The organism is Haematobacter genomosp. 1, from assembly GCF_002196855.1.
GTDB lineage: Bacteria > Pseudomonadota > Alphaproteobacteria > Rhodobacterales > Rhodobacteraceae > Haematobacter.
The window spans coordinates 153,395-169,368 of sequence record NZ_NIPW01000010.1 but is presented as its reverse complement, the minus strand read 5'-3'; the positions used below and the strand labels follow the sequence as shown (position 1 = coordinate 169,368).

At 65.9% G+C, this 15,974-nt stretch carries 16 protein-coding genes; 3 read left to right on the top strand and 13 right to left on the bottom strand.

Annotated elements, in window-relative coordinates; genetic code table 11:
• Positions 1 to 23: 23 nt before the first annotated feature.
• The 12 genes from lpxB to pyrH form a co-directional block, all read right to left on the bottom strand.
• Positions 24 to 1,199, bottom strand: a complete 1,176-nt coding sequence (gene lpxB, locus CDV49_RS07100) for a lipid-A-disaccharide synthase (RefSeq protein ID WP_088214854.1) — start codon at positions 1,197 to 1,199, stop codon at positions 24 to 26.
• Positions 1,196 to 2,014, bottom strand: a complete 819-nt coding sequence (locus CDV49_RS07095) for an LpxI family protein (protein WP_088214853.1) — start codon at positions 2,012 to 2,014, stop codon at positions 1,196 to 1,198. The genes lpxB and CDV49_RS07095 overlap by 4 nt, the downstream gene beginning before the upstream one ends.
• Complete coding sequence (lpxA, locus tag CDV49_RS07090) at positions 2,011 to 2,808, bottom strand: acyl-ACP--UDP-N-acetylglucosamine O-acyltransferase (RefSeq protein WP_088214852.1); 798 nt, start codon at positions 2,806 to 2,808, stop codon at positions 2,011 to 2,013. Before lpxA ends, CDV49_RS07095 begins: the two co-directional genes overlap by 4 nt.
• Complete coding sequence (gene fabZ / locus CDV49_RS07085; RefSeq protein ID WP_084695201.1) at positions 2,805 to 3,329, bottom strand: 3-hydroxyacyl-ACP dehydratase FabZ; 525 nt, start codon at positions 3,327 to 3,329, stop codon at positions 2,805 to 2,807. Before fabZ ends, lpxA begins: the two co-directional genes overlap by 4 nt.
• Before the next feature lie 63 nt (positions 3,330 to 3,392).
• Positions 3,393 to 4,022, bottom strand: a complete 630-nt coding sequence (locus CDV49_RS07080; protein ID WP_088214851.1) for an OmpH family outer membrane protein — start codon at positions 4,020 to 4,022, stop codon at positions 3,393 to 3,395.
• Positions 4,023 to 4,028: 6 nt separating this feature from the next.
• A complete protein-coding gene (gene bamA / locus CDV49_RS07075) occupies positions 4,029 to 6,446 on the bottom strand; it encodes an outer membrane protein assembly factor BamA (RefSeq protein WP_088214850.1) in 2,418 nt (805 codons plus the stop codon).
• A 131-nt stretch (positions 6,447 to 6,577) separates the two neighbouring features.
• Positions 6,578 to 7,918, bottom strand: coding sequence for an RIP metalloprotease RseP (rseP, locus tag CDV49_RS07070; protein WP_088214849.1), 1,341 nt, complete (start codon positions 7,916 to 7,918; stop codon positions 6,578 to 6,580).
• A gap of 3 nt (positions 7,919 to 7,921) precedes the next feature.
• Complete coding sequence (dxr, locus tag CDV49_RS07065) at positions 7,922 to 9,106, bottom strand: 1-deoxy-D-xylulose-5-phosphate reductoisomerase (protein ID WP_088214848.1); 1,185 nt, start codon at positions 9,104 to 9,106, stop codon at positions 7,922 to 7,924.
• A complete protein-coding gene (locus CDV49_RS07060; RefSeq protein ID WP_088214847.1) occupies positions 9,107 to 9,901 on the bottom strand; it encodes a phosphatidate cytidylyltransferase in 795 nt (264 codons plus the stop codon).
• Positions 9,901 to 10,647, bottom strand: coding sequence for a polyprenyl diphosphate synthase (uppS, locus tag CDV49_RS07055; protein WP_088214846.1), 747 nt, complete (start codon positions 10,645 to 10,647; stop codon positions 9,901 to 9,903). The genes CDV49_RS07060 and uppS overlap by 1 nt, the downstream gene beginning before the upstream one ends.
• 17 nt (positions 10,648 to 10,664) lie before the next feature.
• A complete protein-coding gene (gene frr, locus CDV49_RS07050) occupies positions 10,665 to 11,225 on the bottom strand; it encodes a ribosome recycling factor (protein WP_035712864.1) in 561 nt (186 codons plus the stop codon).
• A 158-nt stretch (positions 11,226 to 11,383) separates the two neighbouring features.
• A complete protein-coding gene (pyrH, locus tag CDV49_RS07045) occupies positions 11,384 to 12,121 on the bottom strand; it encodes a UMP kinase (protein WP_088214845.1) in 738 nt (245 codons plus the stop codon).
• 117 nt (positions 12,122 to 12,238) lie between these two features.
• Here pyrH and miaA point away from each other — a divergent pair, with 117 nt between their 5' ends.
• From miaA to CDV49_RS07030, 3 genes are all read left to right on the top strand, one after another.
• Positions 12,239 to 13,111 (top strand): tRNA (adenosine(37)-N6)-dimethylallyltransferase MiaA, encoded by an 873-nt coding sequence (gene miaA, locus CDV49_RS07040; protein WP_088214844.1) that lies wholly within the window; start codon positions 12,239 to 12,241, stop codon positions 13,109 to 13,111.
• A 99-nt stretch (positions 13,112 to 13,210) separates the two neighbouring features.
• Positions 13,211 to 14,002, top strand: coding sequence for a helix-turn-helix transcriptional regulator (locus CDV49_RS07035; protein ID WP_088214843.1), 792 nt, complete (start codon positions 13,211 to 13,213; stop codon positions 14,000 to 14,002).
• Between the two features lie 5 nt (positions 14,003 to 14,007).
• Complete coding sequence (locus CDV49_RS07030) at positions 14,008 to 14,538, top strand: GNAT family N-acetyltransferase (protein WP_088214842.1); 531 nt, start codon at positions 14,008 to 14,010, stop codon at positions 14,536 to 14,538.
• Positions 14,539 to 14,542: 4 nt separating this feature from the next.
• Here the strand turns inward: CDV49_RS07030 and cysS are convergent, their stop codons facing one another.
• The gene (cysS, locus tag CDV49_RS07025; protein WP_088214841.1) at positions 14,543 to 15,913 is read right to left on the bottom strand and encodes a cysteine--tRNA ligase; all 1,371 of its coding nucleotides are present in this window, start codon (positions 15,911 to 15,913) and stop codon (positions 14,543 to 14,545) included.
• Positions 15,914 to 15,974 lie beyond the last annotated feature (61 nt).

Sequence of the window (15,974 nt, the reverse complement as noted above, 5' to 3'; positions counted from 1 at the left end):
GTCAGCTTAGGCTTTCTGCCAGCTTAGGCCCCCGTCAGCTTGGCCCCTGCCAGCAACGCGGGCGTCACGCGGAGCACGGATCGCGCGGCGCGCAGCCCGGGCGGCTCCCCGCCCCGGCCAAGACGCTCCATCGTTGTGGCCATCGCCTCTGCCTCCACCGCGCGGAGCGGCCCGCCGGAAAGCAGTTCTGCAAGCGCAGGCGCTATTTTCTCCGGGCGGCAGTTCTCGCCGATGAACTCCGGCACAGCGCGCGTATCGCTCACCAGATTGACCAGAGTCGCGGTGTCTATCTTTACCAGCCTACGGATCATCATCCATGTGAGGGCGTTGAACCGATACGCGATGACCATGGGCACATCCGCTGCCGCCAGTTCCAGCGACACTGTGCCGGAGGCGGCGAGGGCCGCGTCCGCCGCACCAAACGCCGCCCGCTTCATTTCCGGCGCGTCAGGGGGCACGATCAACGGCCTGACGGGCCAGCGCGCGGTTACCTCGGCCACAAGATCGGCGACTCCGCGGACGGTGGGCAGCACCACGCGCGGGCGGTCCGGCAACGCGGCGATCGTCGCACCGAAAACCGGGGCAAGTCGCTCCACCTCCCCCCTCCGCGAACCGGGGAGGACAAGGAGCAGTGGCTCCTCCGGCGCGATGCCGTGGGCGAGGCGGAAGCGCAATGCCTCCTCCGGCGTGGCCTGCGGTTCGGCCACGACGGGATGCCCGACGAAATCGCAACTCATGCCTGCGGCTTCCATGTAGGGCGGCTCGAAGGGCAGGATGGCGAGGACATGATCGATCATCCGCGCCATCCGCCTCGCCCGCCCGGGACGCCACGCCCAGACGGAGGGCGCCACGTAATGCACCGTGAGCAGTTCGGGACGAACCTCCTTCACCCCCGCAGCGACACGGAGGCAGAAATCAGGCGCATCGATGGTAATGAGAACGTCCGGTCGATGGCGGAGAACGTCGGCCACGACCTGATCCTTGCGGCGAAGAAGGTGGCGATACTTGGGCAGAACCTCCATCAGCCCCATGACGGAGAGTTCCTCCATGGGAAAGAGGCTCGCCAACCCTTCCGCCTCCATGCCGGGACCACCGACCCCAACGAATTCGATCTCGGGGACAAGGGCCTTCAGCCCCGCCATCAGCGCCGCGCCGAGCCTGTCTCCCGACGGCTCACCGGCGACGAGATAGGCTTTCACGGCTGCCGCGCCCAGAGGAACAGGCCGGCGGTATCGGCGATGGACACCATCTCCTCCCGGTCGATCAGAAGGACGCCGCCGGCCTCGAAGGCCACGCCGGCAAGCCCTGCCGCGACCGCCCGTTCCACCGTGCGCGGGCCGATGGCGGGCAGATCCATGCGCCGCTCCTGTCCGGGTTTCGGCGCCTTGTAGAGCACGCCCCGCGCGCCGCCCGGATCGGGCCGCAGGCCCTGCATCCCGGCAACCCAGTCGAGCATCGCATCGGTTCCGGGAAGCGATTCCGCCGCGAGACACAGGCCCTGCGCCACAACGGCACCCTGTCCCACATCCGCCGCTCCGATAGCGCGGACGATCTCCGCCGCACGGGCAACGTCCCGTTCATCGGCAGGCGAAGGTTGCGCGGCGGTCAGGATGCCCGCCTCGGGCACGAGTTCGGGCGCGATCTCATCCGCGCCGACGACGCGAAACCCGTCCTCCTCAAAGATCGCCAGCACCTCACGCAGGATGGCATCGTCCCCCCCCTGCATGGCGGCAGCCACGCGGGGTATGAGCTGCATCGTGCGGCTGTCGAACTGATCGGGTTCCAGCTTCGGACGACGGAGCCCGCCCGCGAAGATCAGCCGGTCCACGTCGAGCTCATGCAGCCGGTCCATGAAGGGTACGAGACGCTCGAACCGGAACGGCTCCACAACCCGCCCCTCGACGCTGACACCCGGCAGGCCGGCAAGGACGAACCCCGCCTCCCGCGTCTCAAGCGTATCGGCGAGGAGCGCGGGCAGACGACCGGTGCCCGCAATGATGGCGACCCTGCTCATCGCGGCGTCAGGAAGGAGCGGTCGGTCTGGCCGAGGATGAAATCCACCACCTGCCGCACATGATCGCTCTCCGTTTCCGCGGCGAGCTTCCGCGCCCGGTCCACGAACGCGCCTTCGCCGGAGGCAAGCACCTGATAGGCGGACCGGAGCGCGGAAATCTCCGCCCGCTCCACGCCGCGCCGCTTCAACCCGACGAGGTTCAGCCCGTCAAGCTCCCCCCGCGGGCCCTGAACCAGACCGTAGGGGATGACGTCATTTGTCACCATGGTCACCGCGCCGATGATGGCGCCCTGCCCGACCCGAACCCATTGATGCACGCCGGACAGCCCGCCGATGATGACATCGTCGCCGATATGGCAGTGCCCGGCGATGGCCACCTGATTCGCCATCACGGTGCGATGGCCGATCTCGCAATCGTGGCCGATATGCGCGCCCGTCATGAACAGGTTGTCGTCGCCGACACGCGTCACGCCGCCGCCGCCAGTGGTCCCGGTGTTCATCGTCACACCTTCGCGGATGCGATTGCGCCGACCGACGATCAGCCGCGTCCGCTCCCCGCGGAACTTCAGATCCTGCGGAATTTCTCCGATGCAGGCGAAGGGAAAAACGACGGTCTCGTCGCCGATTTCCGTCCAGCCGGTGAGAACGGCATGGCTTTTCAGCACGACGCCCCGGCCCAGGGTCACCTCCGCACCCACGGTGCAGAACGGGCCGATGTGGCAATCGGGGCCGATGACGGCGCCCTCTTCCACAAAGGCGCTCGGATGAATGATGGCGGAGGCGGCAATACTCATGCGGGCGCCCGGCTGAGGTCGATCATCGCGGTGAATTCAGCCTGCGCGGCGATTTCCCCATCGACGCGCGCGGTGCCGTCGAACTTCCAGACCTTCCCGCCGCCGCGCTTCACGACGACTTCCAGTTCCATCACATCGCCCGGGATGACCTTGCGCCGGAATTTGGCCTGCTCGACGGACATGAAGTAAACCAGAGCATTCTTGTCCAGCAGGTCCATCGTCAGGCTGACCAGCACGCAGGACGTCTGGGCCAGCGCCTCCACGATCATCACGCCCGGAAACACCGGGACGCCCGGGAAATGCCCCTGAAACACGGGCTCGCTGATCGACACGTTCCGCACGCCCACGGCGCGGCGGTTGAGCTCGATCTGCACGACCTTGTCGATGAGCAGGAAAGGATAGCGGTGCGGGATCAGCCGCTGAACCAGTTGGATATCCGCATCGGGAGCAGGCCCCTCCAGTATGGTGGGGCGGGTCTTTGGCGCGGGTGTTTTGGCCTCGGCGGCCTCGGTGTCGGGCATCGGAAACCTCCTCGGGCTGTCGGTGCCTGACTAGCAACTCCCCCCGGCGCTGACAAGCCGGGGTCAGGGCGTTCCAGGCGCACCTTCGACGGGAGGTATCGGCCTCTCCTCCGCGCCGGAATCCTCCCCCAGTACCGTGTCCAGCCGGGTGATCGCGTCATCGGTAATATCGATCTGGCTTGAAGCGATGAGGACTGCCCGCACATCCAGAACCGCGACCGCCCCGCGCTCCGCGACAAGCTGCGCGAGGATCGGCACGGCCGCCTGCAGAAGGCGCTTCCTGTCCTCATCCGTCCGGCGGCCAAGATCGCGCGACTTCGCATCCTGCTCCTGCCGGATGCGGACGACCTTCTCGTCAAACGCCTGGGCGCGTTTGCGAAAATCATCCGCCGGAAGCGTCTTGCGGAGGTCGGTCAGAGCGCGCTCCTCCTCCACCAGTTCGGTTTCGATCCGGCGATTCTCGGCGGCGAGCGCGCGGGACTCATCCTCCAGCGCCCGTTGCGCAGCCTTCCCGAAGGCGCTTTCGGCAAACAGCCGCTCCTGATCGACGGTCAGAAGCGGGGTGACGGCGGCAGCCGGATGCGGCACGGGCCAGACATTCGGAACCGGCGGAGCGGGCACGGCCTCCTGCCCCGCCGCGCCGCCACCCCAGAGAGCGGCGGAAATCAGGCAGGCGATCGGTCGCGCGCGCATCTGCTGTCAGAACCGGGTGGAAACCGTGAAGTCGAAGTTCTGCTCCCGGTCGTAATCCTCCTTGACCAGCGCCTTGGAGAAGTTGAACCGCAGCGGGCCAAGCGGGCTCGTCCAGAACACGGAGAAGCCGACAGCGGACCGCCAGTGCAGGCTGTCGTCCACCTCGCAACTCGCGATCGGGCAGGAGCCGTAATAAGGGCCGCCCTGCGTATCGTCGAGGCTCCAGACCGAGCCCACATCCCAGAAAAGCCCGCCCGAGATGCCGTATTCCTGCGGCAGGCCAAGCGGGAATTCCGCCTCCAGGCGGGCGACGGCGAAGATGTTCCCGCCAAGCGCGTCCTCGTTCGATACGCTGAGGTCACGGGGGCCGAGGCCGGAGGATTCGAAGCCACGCATCTTGCCGCGCAGGAAGAAACGATCCGTCACCCGGCTGTCCTGCCCGCTGAGCATGTGGATGTTGCCGCCCTCCACCTCTGCGCGGAGCGTGACATCCTCGTTCATGACCTTCATTTCCGCACCGAGCAGCGCTGTGGTCGTGATCGCCTTCACATCGCCGCCGACGCCGAGGAAATCCTGCCCGAACTGGAAATAGACGCCGCGGTTCGGCGTCAGGCCGGTGGTGCGGTTGTCGAACTTGTAGGTATAGCCGACCGCGCTGGTGATAAGCGCGCCCTCCTCCTCCTCCCGATGGAGGATCATGGAGGAGCCGGTGTTGTTGATCGTCGGATCGCCGTTCGCCGCCGGATCGCCGTAAGGCACGTTGGTCAGCTTGTCGCGCGAGAGACGGTAGCGCAGTTCCAGCCGGCCCTGCTCGCTGATCGGGAACTCGATCGACGGCACGATACCGGCGCGCTGGGTGTTGTAGTGGATCCGGTTCGAGGTGGAGCCGCGGTTGTAATAGAGATTGAACCGCAGCCGCAGATCGCGGTCGAGGAAGAACGGCTCGATGAAGGTGAAGGAGGTGTTGGTATCCTCCGTTCCAGAGCTGAGGTTCAGCGCGACCGTCTGCCCGCGGCCGAGGAAGTTCGACTCCGAAAGCCCGACGGAGAAGCCCGCCCCGGAATCCACCCCATAGCTCACGCCGAAGGAGAGGGAGCCGGTCGGTTGCTCAACCACGTCCACATCGACGATAACCTGCTCGGGCGTGCTGCCCGGCCGTGCGTTCGCCTGCACGTCGGAGAAATACCCGAGCGCCCGGATACGCTCCGCCGTCTGGCGGATCTCGCGCGGGTTGTAGGGATCGCCTTCCACCACCCGGAACTGCCGCCGGACCACCCGGTCGAGCGTGGTCTGGTTGCCCTCGATGTCGATCCGCTCGACGAACACGCGCGGGCCGCGGTTCACGAAGAACTCGACATTCAGGATGCCGTTCTGCGGATCGCGGGTCAGCCGCGGCTCCACCCGGACGAAGTTCATGCCCTTCTGCAGCGCGAGCCGTTCCAGCCGGGTGATGTTCGCGTCGATCTCCGTCGGGTTGTAGTAGCCGCCCGACGACATGCGCAGCGCTTCCTGAAACTCCGGCACGGAGATATCGGGGAGATCGGTGCCTACGGAGACGCGGCCCACGGTGTAGCGCGGCCCCTCACGCAAGTTGAAGTTCAGGAAGAAGGCGTTCCGGTCGCGGGAGAATTCGGATGTCGCGGAGAGAACCTGAAAATCGGCAAAGCCCCGCGAGCGGTAGAAGTCGGTCAGAAGCTGCTTGTCGAACTCCACCCGGTCTTCGACATAGCTGTCGGACGAGATGAGCCGCCGCAGCAGACCAGCCTGTTTCGTGGCCAGAACCTGCCGGAGCCGCCCTTCGGAGAACGAACGGTTTCCGCTGAAGCTGATCCGCTCGATCTCCACCACGCCGCCTTCGCGAACCTCGAACACGAGATCGACGCGGTTGTCGCTCCGCCGGATGATCTTCGGCTCGACAATCGCGGCGACGCGGCCGGCGTTACGGTAGAGGTCGGTGATCGCGGCGGCATCCTGCTCCGCCTGGCTGGGCGAGTACACATGCCGCGCCTTGGACTGCACGGCTTCGGCGATCTGCTCATCCTTGATCCGCTGGTTCCCCTCAAAGGCGATCCGGTTGATCATCGGGTATTCCGTGACCCGTACGACCAGCGTGGAACCCTGCGGCTCCAGATCGACGGATTCGAACAACCCGGAGTTCATGATCCGCTGATAGGCATCGTTCAGCTGCCCGGCGGAAACCGTCCGCCCCTGCGAAATCCCCGCATAGGTGGAGATCGTCGCCGTATCGACATACTGGTTGCCGACCACGCGGATGGTGGAGAAGCTGTAGCTCTGCGCGTAGACCACCGGCACCATCAGCGCCGAGGCCGCAGCCGTCCCTAGAAACAGCGAAATCGCGGCGCTTCGCGCCCGGTCGCCCAAGCGATCGCGGCGCACCCCGAGGGCCCCGTTCCGTTCCGCCATGTGCAAGCCCCCGCTCTGCCCTTTTTTGTGTTTGACTTTGACTAGCCCGAAAGCGCGTCCGTGTCAAAACACTCGCGCGCCAATGCAGGCCACGCGTGGCAGAAAAGGCCCATGGATCGTGGCGCCTGCCGTCAGGGACAGAAGATGTCGTTGGTGAGCGCGAAGACCATGAGCGTCAGCAGCATCGCGAGGCCCACCGACATGAGCATTCTGAGCGCCCGATCCGAAGGCGGACGGCCCGTCACCGCCTCCCAAGCATGAAAGACCAGATGCCCGCCATCCAGCACCGGGACAGGAAAGAGGTTCATCATGCCGACAGCGGTAGAGAGGACGGCGATGAACCAGATGAAGCTGGCGAGGCCCTGGCTCGCCGCCGCGCCGGACGTCTCGGCGATTCCGATGGGGCCGCGCAGGTTGCAGGAGCTGATCGCGCCGGTCAGCATGTGCCAGAGCCCGGAGAGGCTGGTGGAGACCACCGACCATGTCTGTTGTGCACCAAGACTCATCGCCTCGAACGGGCCGGGGTGGCGCATGTCGGGCAGGAATCCCGGGCCGCCGGTCAGGCCGATCATCCACCGCGTCTCGAACCCGCCGCCCGCCGCAGGAAGATCGGCGCTGCGCGGGGCAAGCGTGACGTCCGACACCTCGCCGTTGCGCCAGACCCCCAGCGTCATCGGCTTTCCTTCGGAGGCGCCGGCCGCTTCACGAAGCTGCCGGAAGGCATTGATCTGCATGCCGTTCACCGAAACGATCACGTCGCCCGGCTGCAATCCTGCAGCATCGGCGGCGGATTGCGGCTGCACCCCGTCCACCACGGGCGGAAAGGGAAACGGCCCCTGCACCGTCGTCTCCTCGCCCCCGCGACGGACGAGGTAGGCCACCCGTTCCGCAGGTTGCAGCGAGTCCGCGGCCAGCACGAAGGCCGAGGTATCCGGCGTCCGAACGCCCCCCACCGAGAGGATAACGTCGCCCTCGCGGATCTGCTGGCTTGGCCCCGGCAGGTTGCGCAGCTGGCCCACGACCGGCTGCTCCGCCGCGATGCCCTGGATCATGAAGAACCCGGCGAAGATCGCGATGGAGAGCACGAAGTTGAACACCGGCCCGGCAGCGACCGTCATCGCCCGTGCCCAGAGCGGGGCACCATGCATCGTGGCCCGGCGTTCCTGAGAACTCAACCCGGCGAGAGCGGCTTGATCCACCCCGGCGGAAGCGGCGTCGGCATCACCGCGAAACTTCACGTAGCCGCCGAGCGGCAGCGCCGCGACCTGCCAGCGTGTGCCGTGCCTGTCCACGCGGGAAAACAGCACAGGACCGAATCCCAGCGAAAACACGTCCGCCTTGATCCCCGTCCAGCGACCGACGATGTAATGGCCGTATTCATGCACGGCGACGATGATCGACAGCGCCACGACGAAGGCGATGATCGTCGCCGCGAAGCTCCCGAAGGAGGGGATCAGTCCGATAGTCTCCAAGCCTCAAGCTCCCGTCGTGGTCAGGCCGCGCATCGCCGCGATCTCTCCCGCCGTGCGGCGCGCGAGATCGTCCATCGCCAGAACGGCGTCCAGATCGTCGGCGGGCCGCCCGAAGTCCGGCCGAGCGGCGAGGCGCGTCAGACTTTCCTCCACCACGCCCGCCATGTCGAGAAAACCGATCCGCCCCGCGATGAAATGATCGAGAGCGGTTTCCTTGGCAGCCGTGAACACCGCGCCCGCAAGGCCGCCCGCCCCCATCACTTCGCGTGCGAGACGGAGCGCGGGGAACCGGACCTCATCCGGCGCCTCGAAGTCCAGCCGCCCGAGCCGTGCCAGATCGAGCCGCTCCACCGGCAGCGGTCGCCGCTCCGGCCAGTGCATCGCATGGCCGATGGCATGGCGCATGTCGGGCGCGCCGAGATGCGCCATAAGCGCACCGTCGATGAAACCGACCAATGCGTGCACGGCGGATTGCGGGTGAACCACAACCTCGATCTGCGCGGGAGAAAATCCAAAGAACTCGCGGGTTTCAATGATTTCCATCGCCTTGTTGAAAAGCGATGCGCTGTCGATCGTTATGCGTTGTCCCATGTCCCAGTTGGGATGGCGGCCGGCCTCCGCCGGGGTGGCGCGGGCGAGCGCCTCATGGCTCCAGGTTCGGAATGGCCCGCCAGAGGCGGTGATGACGACCCGCTCCACCGTCGCGGGGTCCTCACCGCGGAGCGCCTGAAAAATCGCGGAATGCTCGCTGTCCACCGGCAGGACTGTCGCTCCGTGACGCGCTGCTTTGCCCAGCAACAGCGGACCGGCGGAAACGAGGCTCTCCTTGTTCGCCAGCGCCAGCACCCTGCCCTGCCCGAGGGCACGCAGCCCCGGCGCCAGCCCCGCGGCTCCTACAATGGCCGACATCACCCAGTCCGCGGGGCGATCCGCCGCCTCCAGCAGCGCAGCGCTTCCCGCCGCAGCCTCAATGCCCGAGCCGTCCAGCGCGGCCCGGAGATCGGGAAGGCACTCCTCGAAGGCAGTCACCGCAAGCTCGGCGCGCAAGGCGCGGGCCTGTTCGGCCAGCCGTGCAACGTTCCGCCCGCCGGTCAGGGCCACCGCCTGCACATCCTGTTCCCGCGACAGCAGATCGAGCGTGCTCTCCCCGATCGACCCGGTCGAGCCAAAGACCGTGACGCGCCGCATTCAGAGGCCCCAGACGATCAGGTTGAAATCCGCCAGCCGCTCCACCAGCATGAGGAATACCGAGGCACCGAGCATGGCGTCGAACCGATCCATGACCCCGCCGTGGCCGGGGATGATGTTGGAGGCATCCTTCACCCCCATCCGCCGCTTGACCGCGCTTTCCGCGACATCGCCAAGCTGGGAGGCCATTGAAATCGCGATGGAAACGCCCACCAGCTCCCACCGCGCGCCGGTTGCCAGCACGTAGATCGCACCTATTCCCGCAGCGGCGGCCCAGCCCGCGAGCGTACCGGACCATGTCTTTTTCGGGCTGACCTTCGGCCAGAACTTCGGCCCGCCGATGATGCGACCGGCAAAGTAGCCGAAGACATCCGTTCCCACGACCACCAGCACGAGCCATGACATCCAGACGAAGCCATAATCCTGCCGAAGATGCAGAAGCCCGAAACCGGCGACGATCATGAAGGAGGAATAGACCGCGAAGATCGTCCGGTTCCGTGGCAGGTTCCCGATACCGAGCATCGCGGGAAGCAGCGCAAAGGGCAGTACGAAACCGATCGGCAACACCCCCCACAGGAACACCGCGAGCGCGGCGAGCACGGCCAGCAGAACGCCGACCGGCGTGGTTTCGGGAAGCGTGCAGATGCGCTGCAGCTCCCAGACCATCAGGCCGATCAGCACCGTCACGAGTATCAGGAACACCCAGCCGCCGACCCACATGGCGATCAGCCCGATGAGGGCGAGAACCGCACCCGAGATGAACCGGGGCGCGAGATCCTGGAACTGCGCCGCCATCAGACCGCCTGCGCGCCGAACCGCCGCTCACGCAGCGAATAGCGGTCAAGGATGCAGCCCAGCTCCTGCGGTGTGAAGTCGGGCCAGAGCGTGGGGGTGAACTCGTATTCGGCATAGGCCGCCTGCCAGAGCAGGAAATTGGAAACCCGCGTCTCCCCGCTGGTGCGGATGACAAGGTCCGGCTCGGGAAGGAAAGCCGTGTCCAGCTCCCCCTCAAGGGTGGCTTCCGTGACATCCTCCGCCCGGATTTCGCCGCGGGCGACCTTCTCCGCCACCTTCCGCGTGGCACGGGCCAGCTCGTTGCGGCCGCCGTAGTTGATCGCAACGGTCAGATGGAGCCGGTCATTGGTCGAGGTATGTTCCTCGATCCGGGCCATGAGCCGCTGAAGCCGCCTGTCCAGCCGCGAGCGGTCGCCGATGAACCGCAGGCGCACACCGCCCGCGTTCATGCGCTCGGCCTCGTTCTCAATATAGCGGGAGAAGATGGACATAAGGCCCAGCACCTCCTCCGTGGATCGTTTCCAGTTCTCCGTGGAGAAGGCATACACGGTGAGGTAACGGATGCCGAGATCGGGACAGGCCGCCACGATCTCCTTCACCCGCTCTGCGCCGCGGCGGTGCCCCATAAGCCGGGGCCAGCCCTTGCGCACGGCCCATCGGCCGTTGCCATCCATGATGATCGCCACGTGAAGCGCGTCTGTGCTGGGTCTTTCCGCCACGATCCTGTCCCCGGAATGGCTCGGCATTGGCCTTCTCAGATCGATCAGACCTGCATGATCTCTTGCTGCTTGCTCTCCAGAGCCTTGTCCACCGCGGCAATGGACTTGTCGGTCAGGTCCTGCACCTCGTCCGACCACATCTTCTGGTCGTCCTCGGACATGCCCTTGGCCTTCTTGATCTGGTCCATGCCGTCCCGGCGAACGTTGCGGATCGCGACGCGCGCATGTTCGGCATATTGCGCGGCGACGCGGGTCAGATCACGGCGGCGCTCTTCGTTCAGTTCCGGGATCGGCAGCCGGATGATCGTGCCGTCCACAACCGGATTGATACCCAGACCGGAATCGCGGATCGCCCGCTCCACCTTGGAGACGAGACCCTTGTCCCAGACGTTGATGGTGATCATGCGCGGCTCCGGCACGTTGACGGTGCCAAGCTGGTTGACCGGCGTCATCGATCCGTAGGCATCGACCTGGATCGGTTCCACGATGGTGGCCGAGGCCCGCCCGGTGCGAAGAGAGGCGAATTCGGTGCGCAGCGAGGCCATGGCGCCATCCATGCGCCGCTCCAGATCCGCAAGATCGATTTCGGTGATGTCATCCGCCATGATAAGTTGGTCTCCAGTTCCGTGCCGCGCCGCTCAAGACGCAGCCATTTTGGCCCGGTATAGCGATAACGAGGCGAATTGCACAGAGAAGATCGCGGAGAAGATTGCCGCGGCGGACGCGGCGGGAATACCGCGCTACCACACCATCGGCGGCGTCGTCAGCCGTGTACCAGCGTGGACCGCCCCTCGCCCCGGAGAATGCCGACAAAACCGCCCGGCTCGTCCAGCGAGAACACGATGATCGGCAGGTCATTGTCGCGGGCAAGAGCAAGCGCAGAGGCATCCATGACCTTCAGATTCTTGATGAGCGCTTCGTCGTAGGTAATTGTATCATAACGCTTTGCATCATCAAACTTCTTCGGATCCTTGTCGTAGATGCCGTCCACCTTCGTTCCCTTGAAGATCGCCTCGCAGCTCATCTCCACGGCGCGGAGAGCGCCTGCCGTATCCGTCGTGAAGAACGGGTTGCCGGTGCCTGCGGCGAAGATGCAGACGCGCTTCTTCTCCAGATGTCGGACGGCGCGGCGGCGGATATAGGGCTCGCAGACCTGATCCATCGGAATGGCGGAGATGACACGGGTGTGGATGTGGAGCGCCTCCAGCGCGGCCTGCATGGCGAGCGCGTTCATCACCGTGGCGAGCATACCCATGTAATCCGCCGTCGTCCGCTCCATGCCCTGGGCGGAACCCTGGAGGCCGCGGAAGATATTGCCCCCGCCGATGACCATGCATATCTCGACACCGAGATCATGGACGGTCTTCACCTCTGCGGCGATCCGCGCGACCGTCGGAGGGTGAAGCCCATATCCCTGATCGCCCATCAGGGCCTCGCCGGAGATCTTGAGCAGGACGCGCTTGTACTTGACCTGTGACGACGGGTTCGGCGCATCGCTCATGCGGCGGTTCCTTTCGACTTCTACTATTCCCCGAGTGGGGAAAATGTCTCAAAAGCCCGGAAGGTTCAACGCAGAAGCGCATCGGCAGGCAAAAACCCCTCATTTCTGATAAATTGCATGAACAAGTACCTACAATACTCTGATATAATTGACGACAGGCCGATCCTTATCGCCGGCTGCACGGCCTCGGGCAAGTCAGCGTTGGCGATTGAACTGGCGCAGGACTTCGGCGGTGTCATCGTCAATGCCGATGCCTTGCAGGTTTACGCCAACTGGCGCGTCCTCACGGCGCGTCCGAGCGAGGCAGAGAAGACAGGGATTCCCCACCTTCTCTACGGCCATGTCGCTCGCGAGGCGGACTATTCGGTGGGTCACTGGCTGCGGGATGTGGCGCCTCTGCTGCGGGGCAGTGCCCGCCCGATCATCGTCGGCGGCACGGGCTTGTATCTCACCGCGCTGACGGAAGGGCTCGCCGAAATTCCCCCGACCCCCGGCGCGGTTCGGGAGGAGGCAGACGGCCTGTCGCTGGAGCGGCTGATCGGGCAGCTAGACCCGGAAACCGCGGCGAAGATCGACCTGCGCAATCGGGCCAGGGTGCAGCGGGCCTGGGAGGTTCTGCGCGCCACGGGGCGCGGCATCGCCGCATGGCAGGCGGAAACCGGCCCGCCCCTCCTTCCGCGCGGCGCGGCAACTCTGCTCCATCTCGATGCGGAGCGGAACTGGCTGGCCGAGCGGATCGACAGGCGCTTCGACCGTATGATCGATGCGGGTGCGCTGGAAGAGGTTAGGGCGGAGCTTCCGCATTGGGATCCGGCGCGCCCCTCCTCCCGCGCGATCGGCGCGCCCGAACTGCTGGCCCATCTCAATGGAGAAATGTCCCTCGACGCGGCGATGGAACTGGCCAAGGCCGCGACCCGCCAATATGCGAAGCGGCAGCGGACCTGGTTCCGACGTCGAATGGGCGGATGGCACCGCCTCCCGCAACCGTAGCGGCGGCGCAACGCAGGACAACCTTGACGACAGTAGCGCGCGAAGCCGCTTTGTAAGATGCGCGGGCTGAGTAAGATCGGTGGCACAGAAGGAGCGCCGATGAACAGTCTGCCCGTGCTTCCCACTCTCCGCGTCGCCCCCATCTCCCGCATCGTGCAGGCGGGCAAGTGGCATACGGAGGCGCGACGGTCATGGGGAGAGCCGGTGCTCTACTGGTTCACCCGCGGTCAGGGGCGTTTGTCGGCGGGCGGAGAGATTCGCGGCTACGGCCCTCATAACGCGATCTTTTTGCCTGCGGAGACAATGCACGGCTTTGAAGCGCACCCCCAGGTTTTCGGCTCCGCGGTCTTCTTCGGACGCAACCACGGCCTCCCGCTGCCCTTCGAGCCGCTGCATATCCGCGCGCGCGAAACACCCGTACAGCTTGAGCTGAACCAGCTCATCGATCACCTCACCCGCGAACTGGATGGTCTGCGCCCCGGCCGGGAGCAGGCGGCGCAGTGCTGGCTCGGCCTGATCTGCGTCTGGATGGAGCGGCAGGCGCTCCGCCGGGGGGAGAGTGGCGACGACCCGGAGAAGCAGCTCGTGGCGCGCTACGTGCAACTTCTGGACCGCATGCCTTATGCCCGGCGCGACGTGGTGGATTTTGCGCATGATCTCGGCGTGACGACGGGTCATCTGTCGCGGGCCTGCTACGCGGCCGCGGGGCGCTCCGCGCATACGCTGCTGCAGGACAGGCTGATCGTGGAGGCGCGCCGATTGCTTGCCGAACAGCATTTGCCGGTCGTAGAAGTCGCGCGGGCGCTCGGCTTCAGTTCCCCCGCCTACTTCACCCGCGCCTTTCACCAGCGCACAGGAAAATCCCCGGCGTCCTTCCGCCGGAATGGCTGACAACGATGACAGACGATCTGCTTATCCGCCCGTCGGAGGAAGACGACCTTTGCGCGATCCAGCGCATCTATGCCCACCATGTCCTGCATGGCGTCGCGAGCTTTGAGGAAACACCCCCGGACCTGCCTGAGATGGCCCGGCGGCGGGAGAGTGTCCTGACGCTCGGCCTGCCGCATCTGGTGGCGGAAGGGGTAGACGGTGTGCTGGGCTACGCCTATGCCGGAACTTACCGGCCCCGCCCCGCCTATCGCTACACGGTTGAGGATTCGATCTATGTCGCGCCGGATCTGGCGGGGCGGGGCGTTGGCAGCGCCCTGCTTTCCCGCCTCATCGCGGACTGCGAAAAGGGCCCGTGGCGGCAGATGATCGCGGTCATCGGCGACAGCGGCAACGCAGGGTCCATCGCGCTGCACCGGCGATTCGGCTTTACCCTCACGGGGACCTTTCACTCCATCGGGTTCAAGCACGGTCGCTGGCTCGACTCCGTGCTGATGCAGCGGGCGCTGGGGCCGGGCGATCAGACGCCGCCCGGCTGAGCGGTCATTCCAGGCGCAGTATCTCGGCTGGGTCGAAATCCGGCCCCGCGTCCCATTCCGCGCCCTGCGGCGTGTCGCGAACGATGAGCCCGGCCCGCTGAAACCCGTCGCGCAGCGCATCGGCGCGGGCGAAATCCCGCGCCTTCCGCGCCGCAGCTCGCTCCAGAAGCAGCGCATCAATCCGCGCCGCGACCTGTGGAGCCACCTCCCGCTGCGTCCAGTCGTGCTCATCGTCGAGCAGACCCAGCAGCGCGGCCGAAGCCTTCAGCGCCGCCGCATCCCCGGAATTCGCCAATCCGTGGAGAACCGCGATCGCACCCGCCGTGTTCAGATCGTCGCCAAGCGCGGCCAGAAGGGCCGGCGCCGGTTCCGCCGCGGGGGACACCCCCCGTGTCAGCGCACGCCAACGCGCCAGCGTCGCCCGCGCCTGCTCCGCCTTCTCCGCGGTCCAGTCCATCGGTTTACCGTAATGGGTTCCGAGATAGACGAAACGGATCACCTCGCCCGGCCAACCCTGTTCCAGAAGGTCGCGCACGGTGAAGAAGTTGCCGAGGGATTTCGACATCTTCTTCCCTTCCACCTGAAGCATCTCGTTATGCAGCCAGTAGCGCGCGAAACTGCCCTCCGGATGGGCGCAGCAGCTCTGCGCGATCTCGTTCTCATGATGCGGAAACTGCAGGTCGATCCCGCCGCCATGAATGTCGAAACTCGGCCCCAGCAGCTCAAAGCTCATCGCGGAGCATTCGATGTGCCATCCGGGACGGCCCCGGCCCCAGGGGCTGTCCCAACCGGGCAGATCCGGCGTCGAGGGCTTCCAGAGCACGAAATCCATCGGATCGCGTTTGTAGGGCGCCACTTCCACGCGCGCCCCGGCGATCATGTCATCCACCGACCGGCCCGAAAGCCGCCCATAATCGGCAAAGCTCCGCACGTCGAACAGCACATGGCCCTCCGCTTCATAGGCGTGTCCACGTGCGATGAGCGAGGCGATCATGGCGATCATGGAGCCGATATGCTCCGTTGCGCGCGGCTCCGCCGTCGGGCGGAGCGCGCCGAGTGCGTCCATGTCGGCATGATACCAGGCGATCGTCTCTTCGGTGATGCGCCCGATCGGGACACCTTCCGCCTGAGCACGCGCGTTGATCTTGTCATCCACATCGGTGAAGTTGCGGACGTAGGTCACGTGGTCCGGCCCATAAACATGCCGCAGCAGCCGGAAGAGCGTGTCGAACACCACGACGGGGCGGCCATTGCCCAGATGGGCGCGGTCATAGACGGTCGGTCCGCAGACATACATCCGCACATCTTCGGGATCGAGCGGCGCGAAAACCTCGCGCCGCCGGGTCAGCGTGTTGTGCAGTGAAATCTCGACCATCATATCCTCCGGCGCCGCGCGCAGTTAGCCGGATTTCACCGTCGATGCAAACCGGCCACCG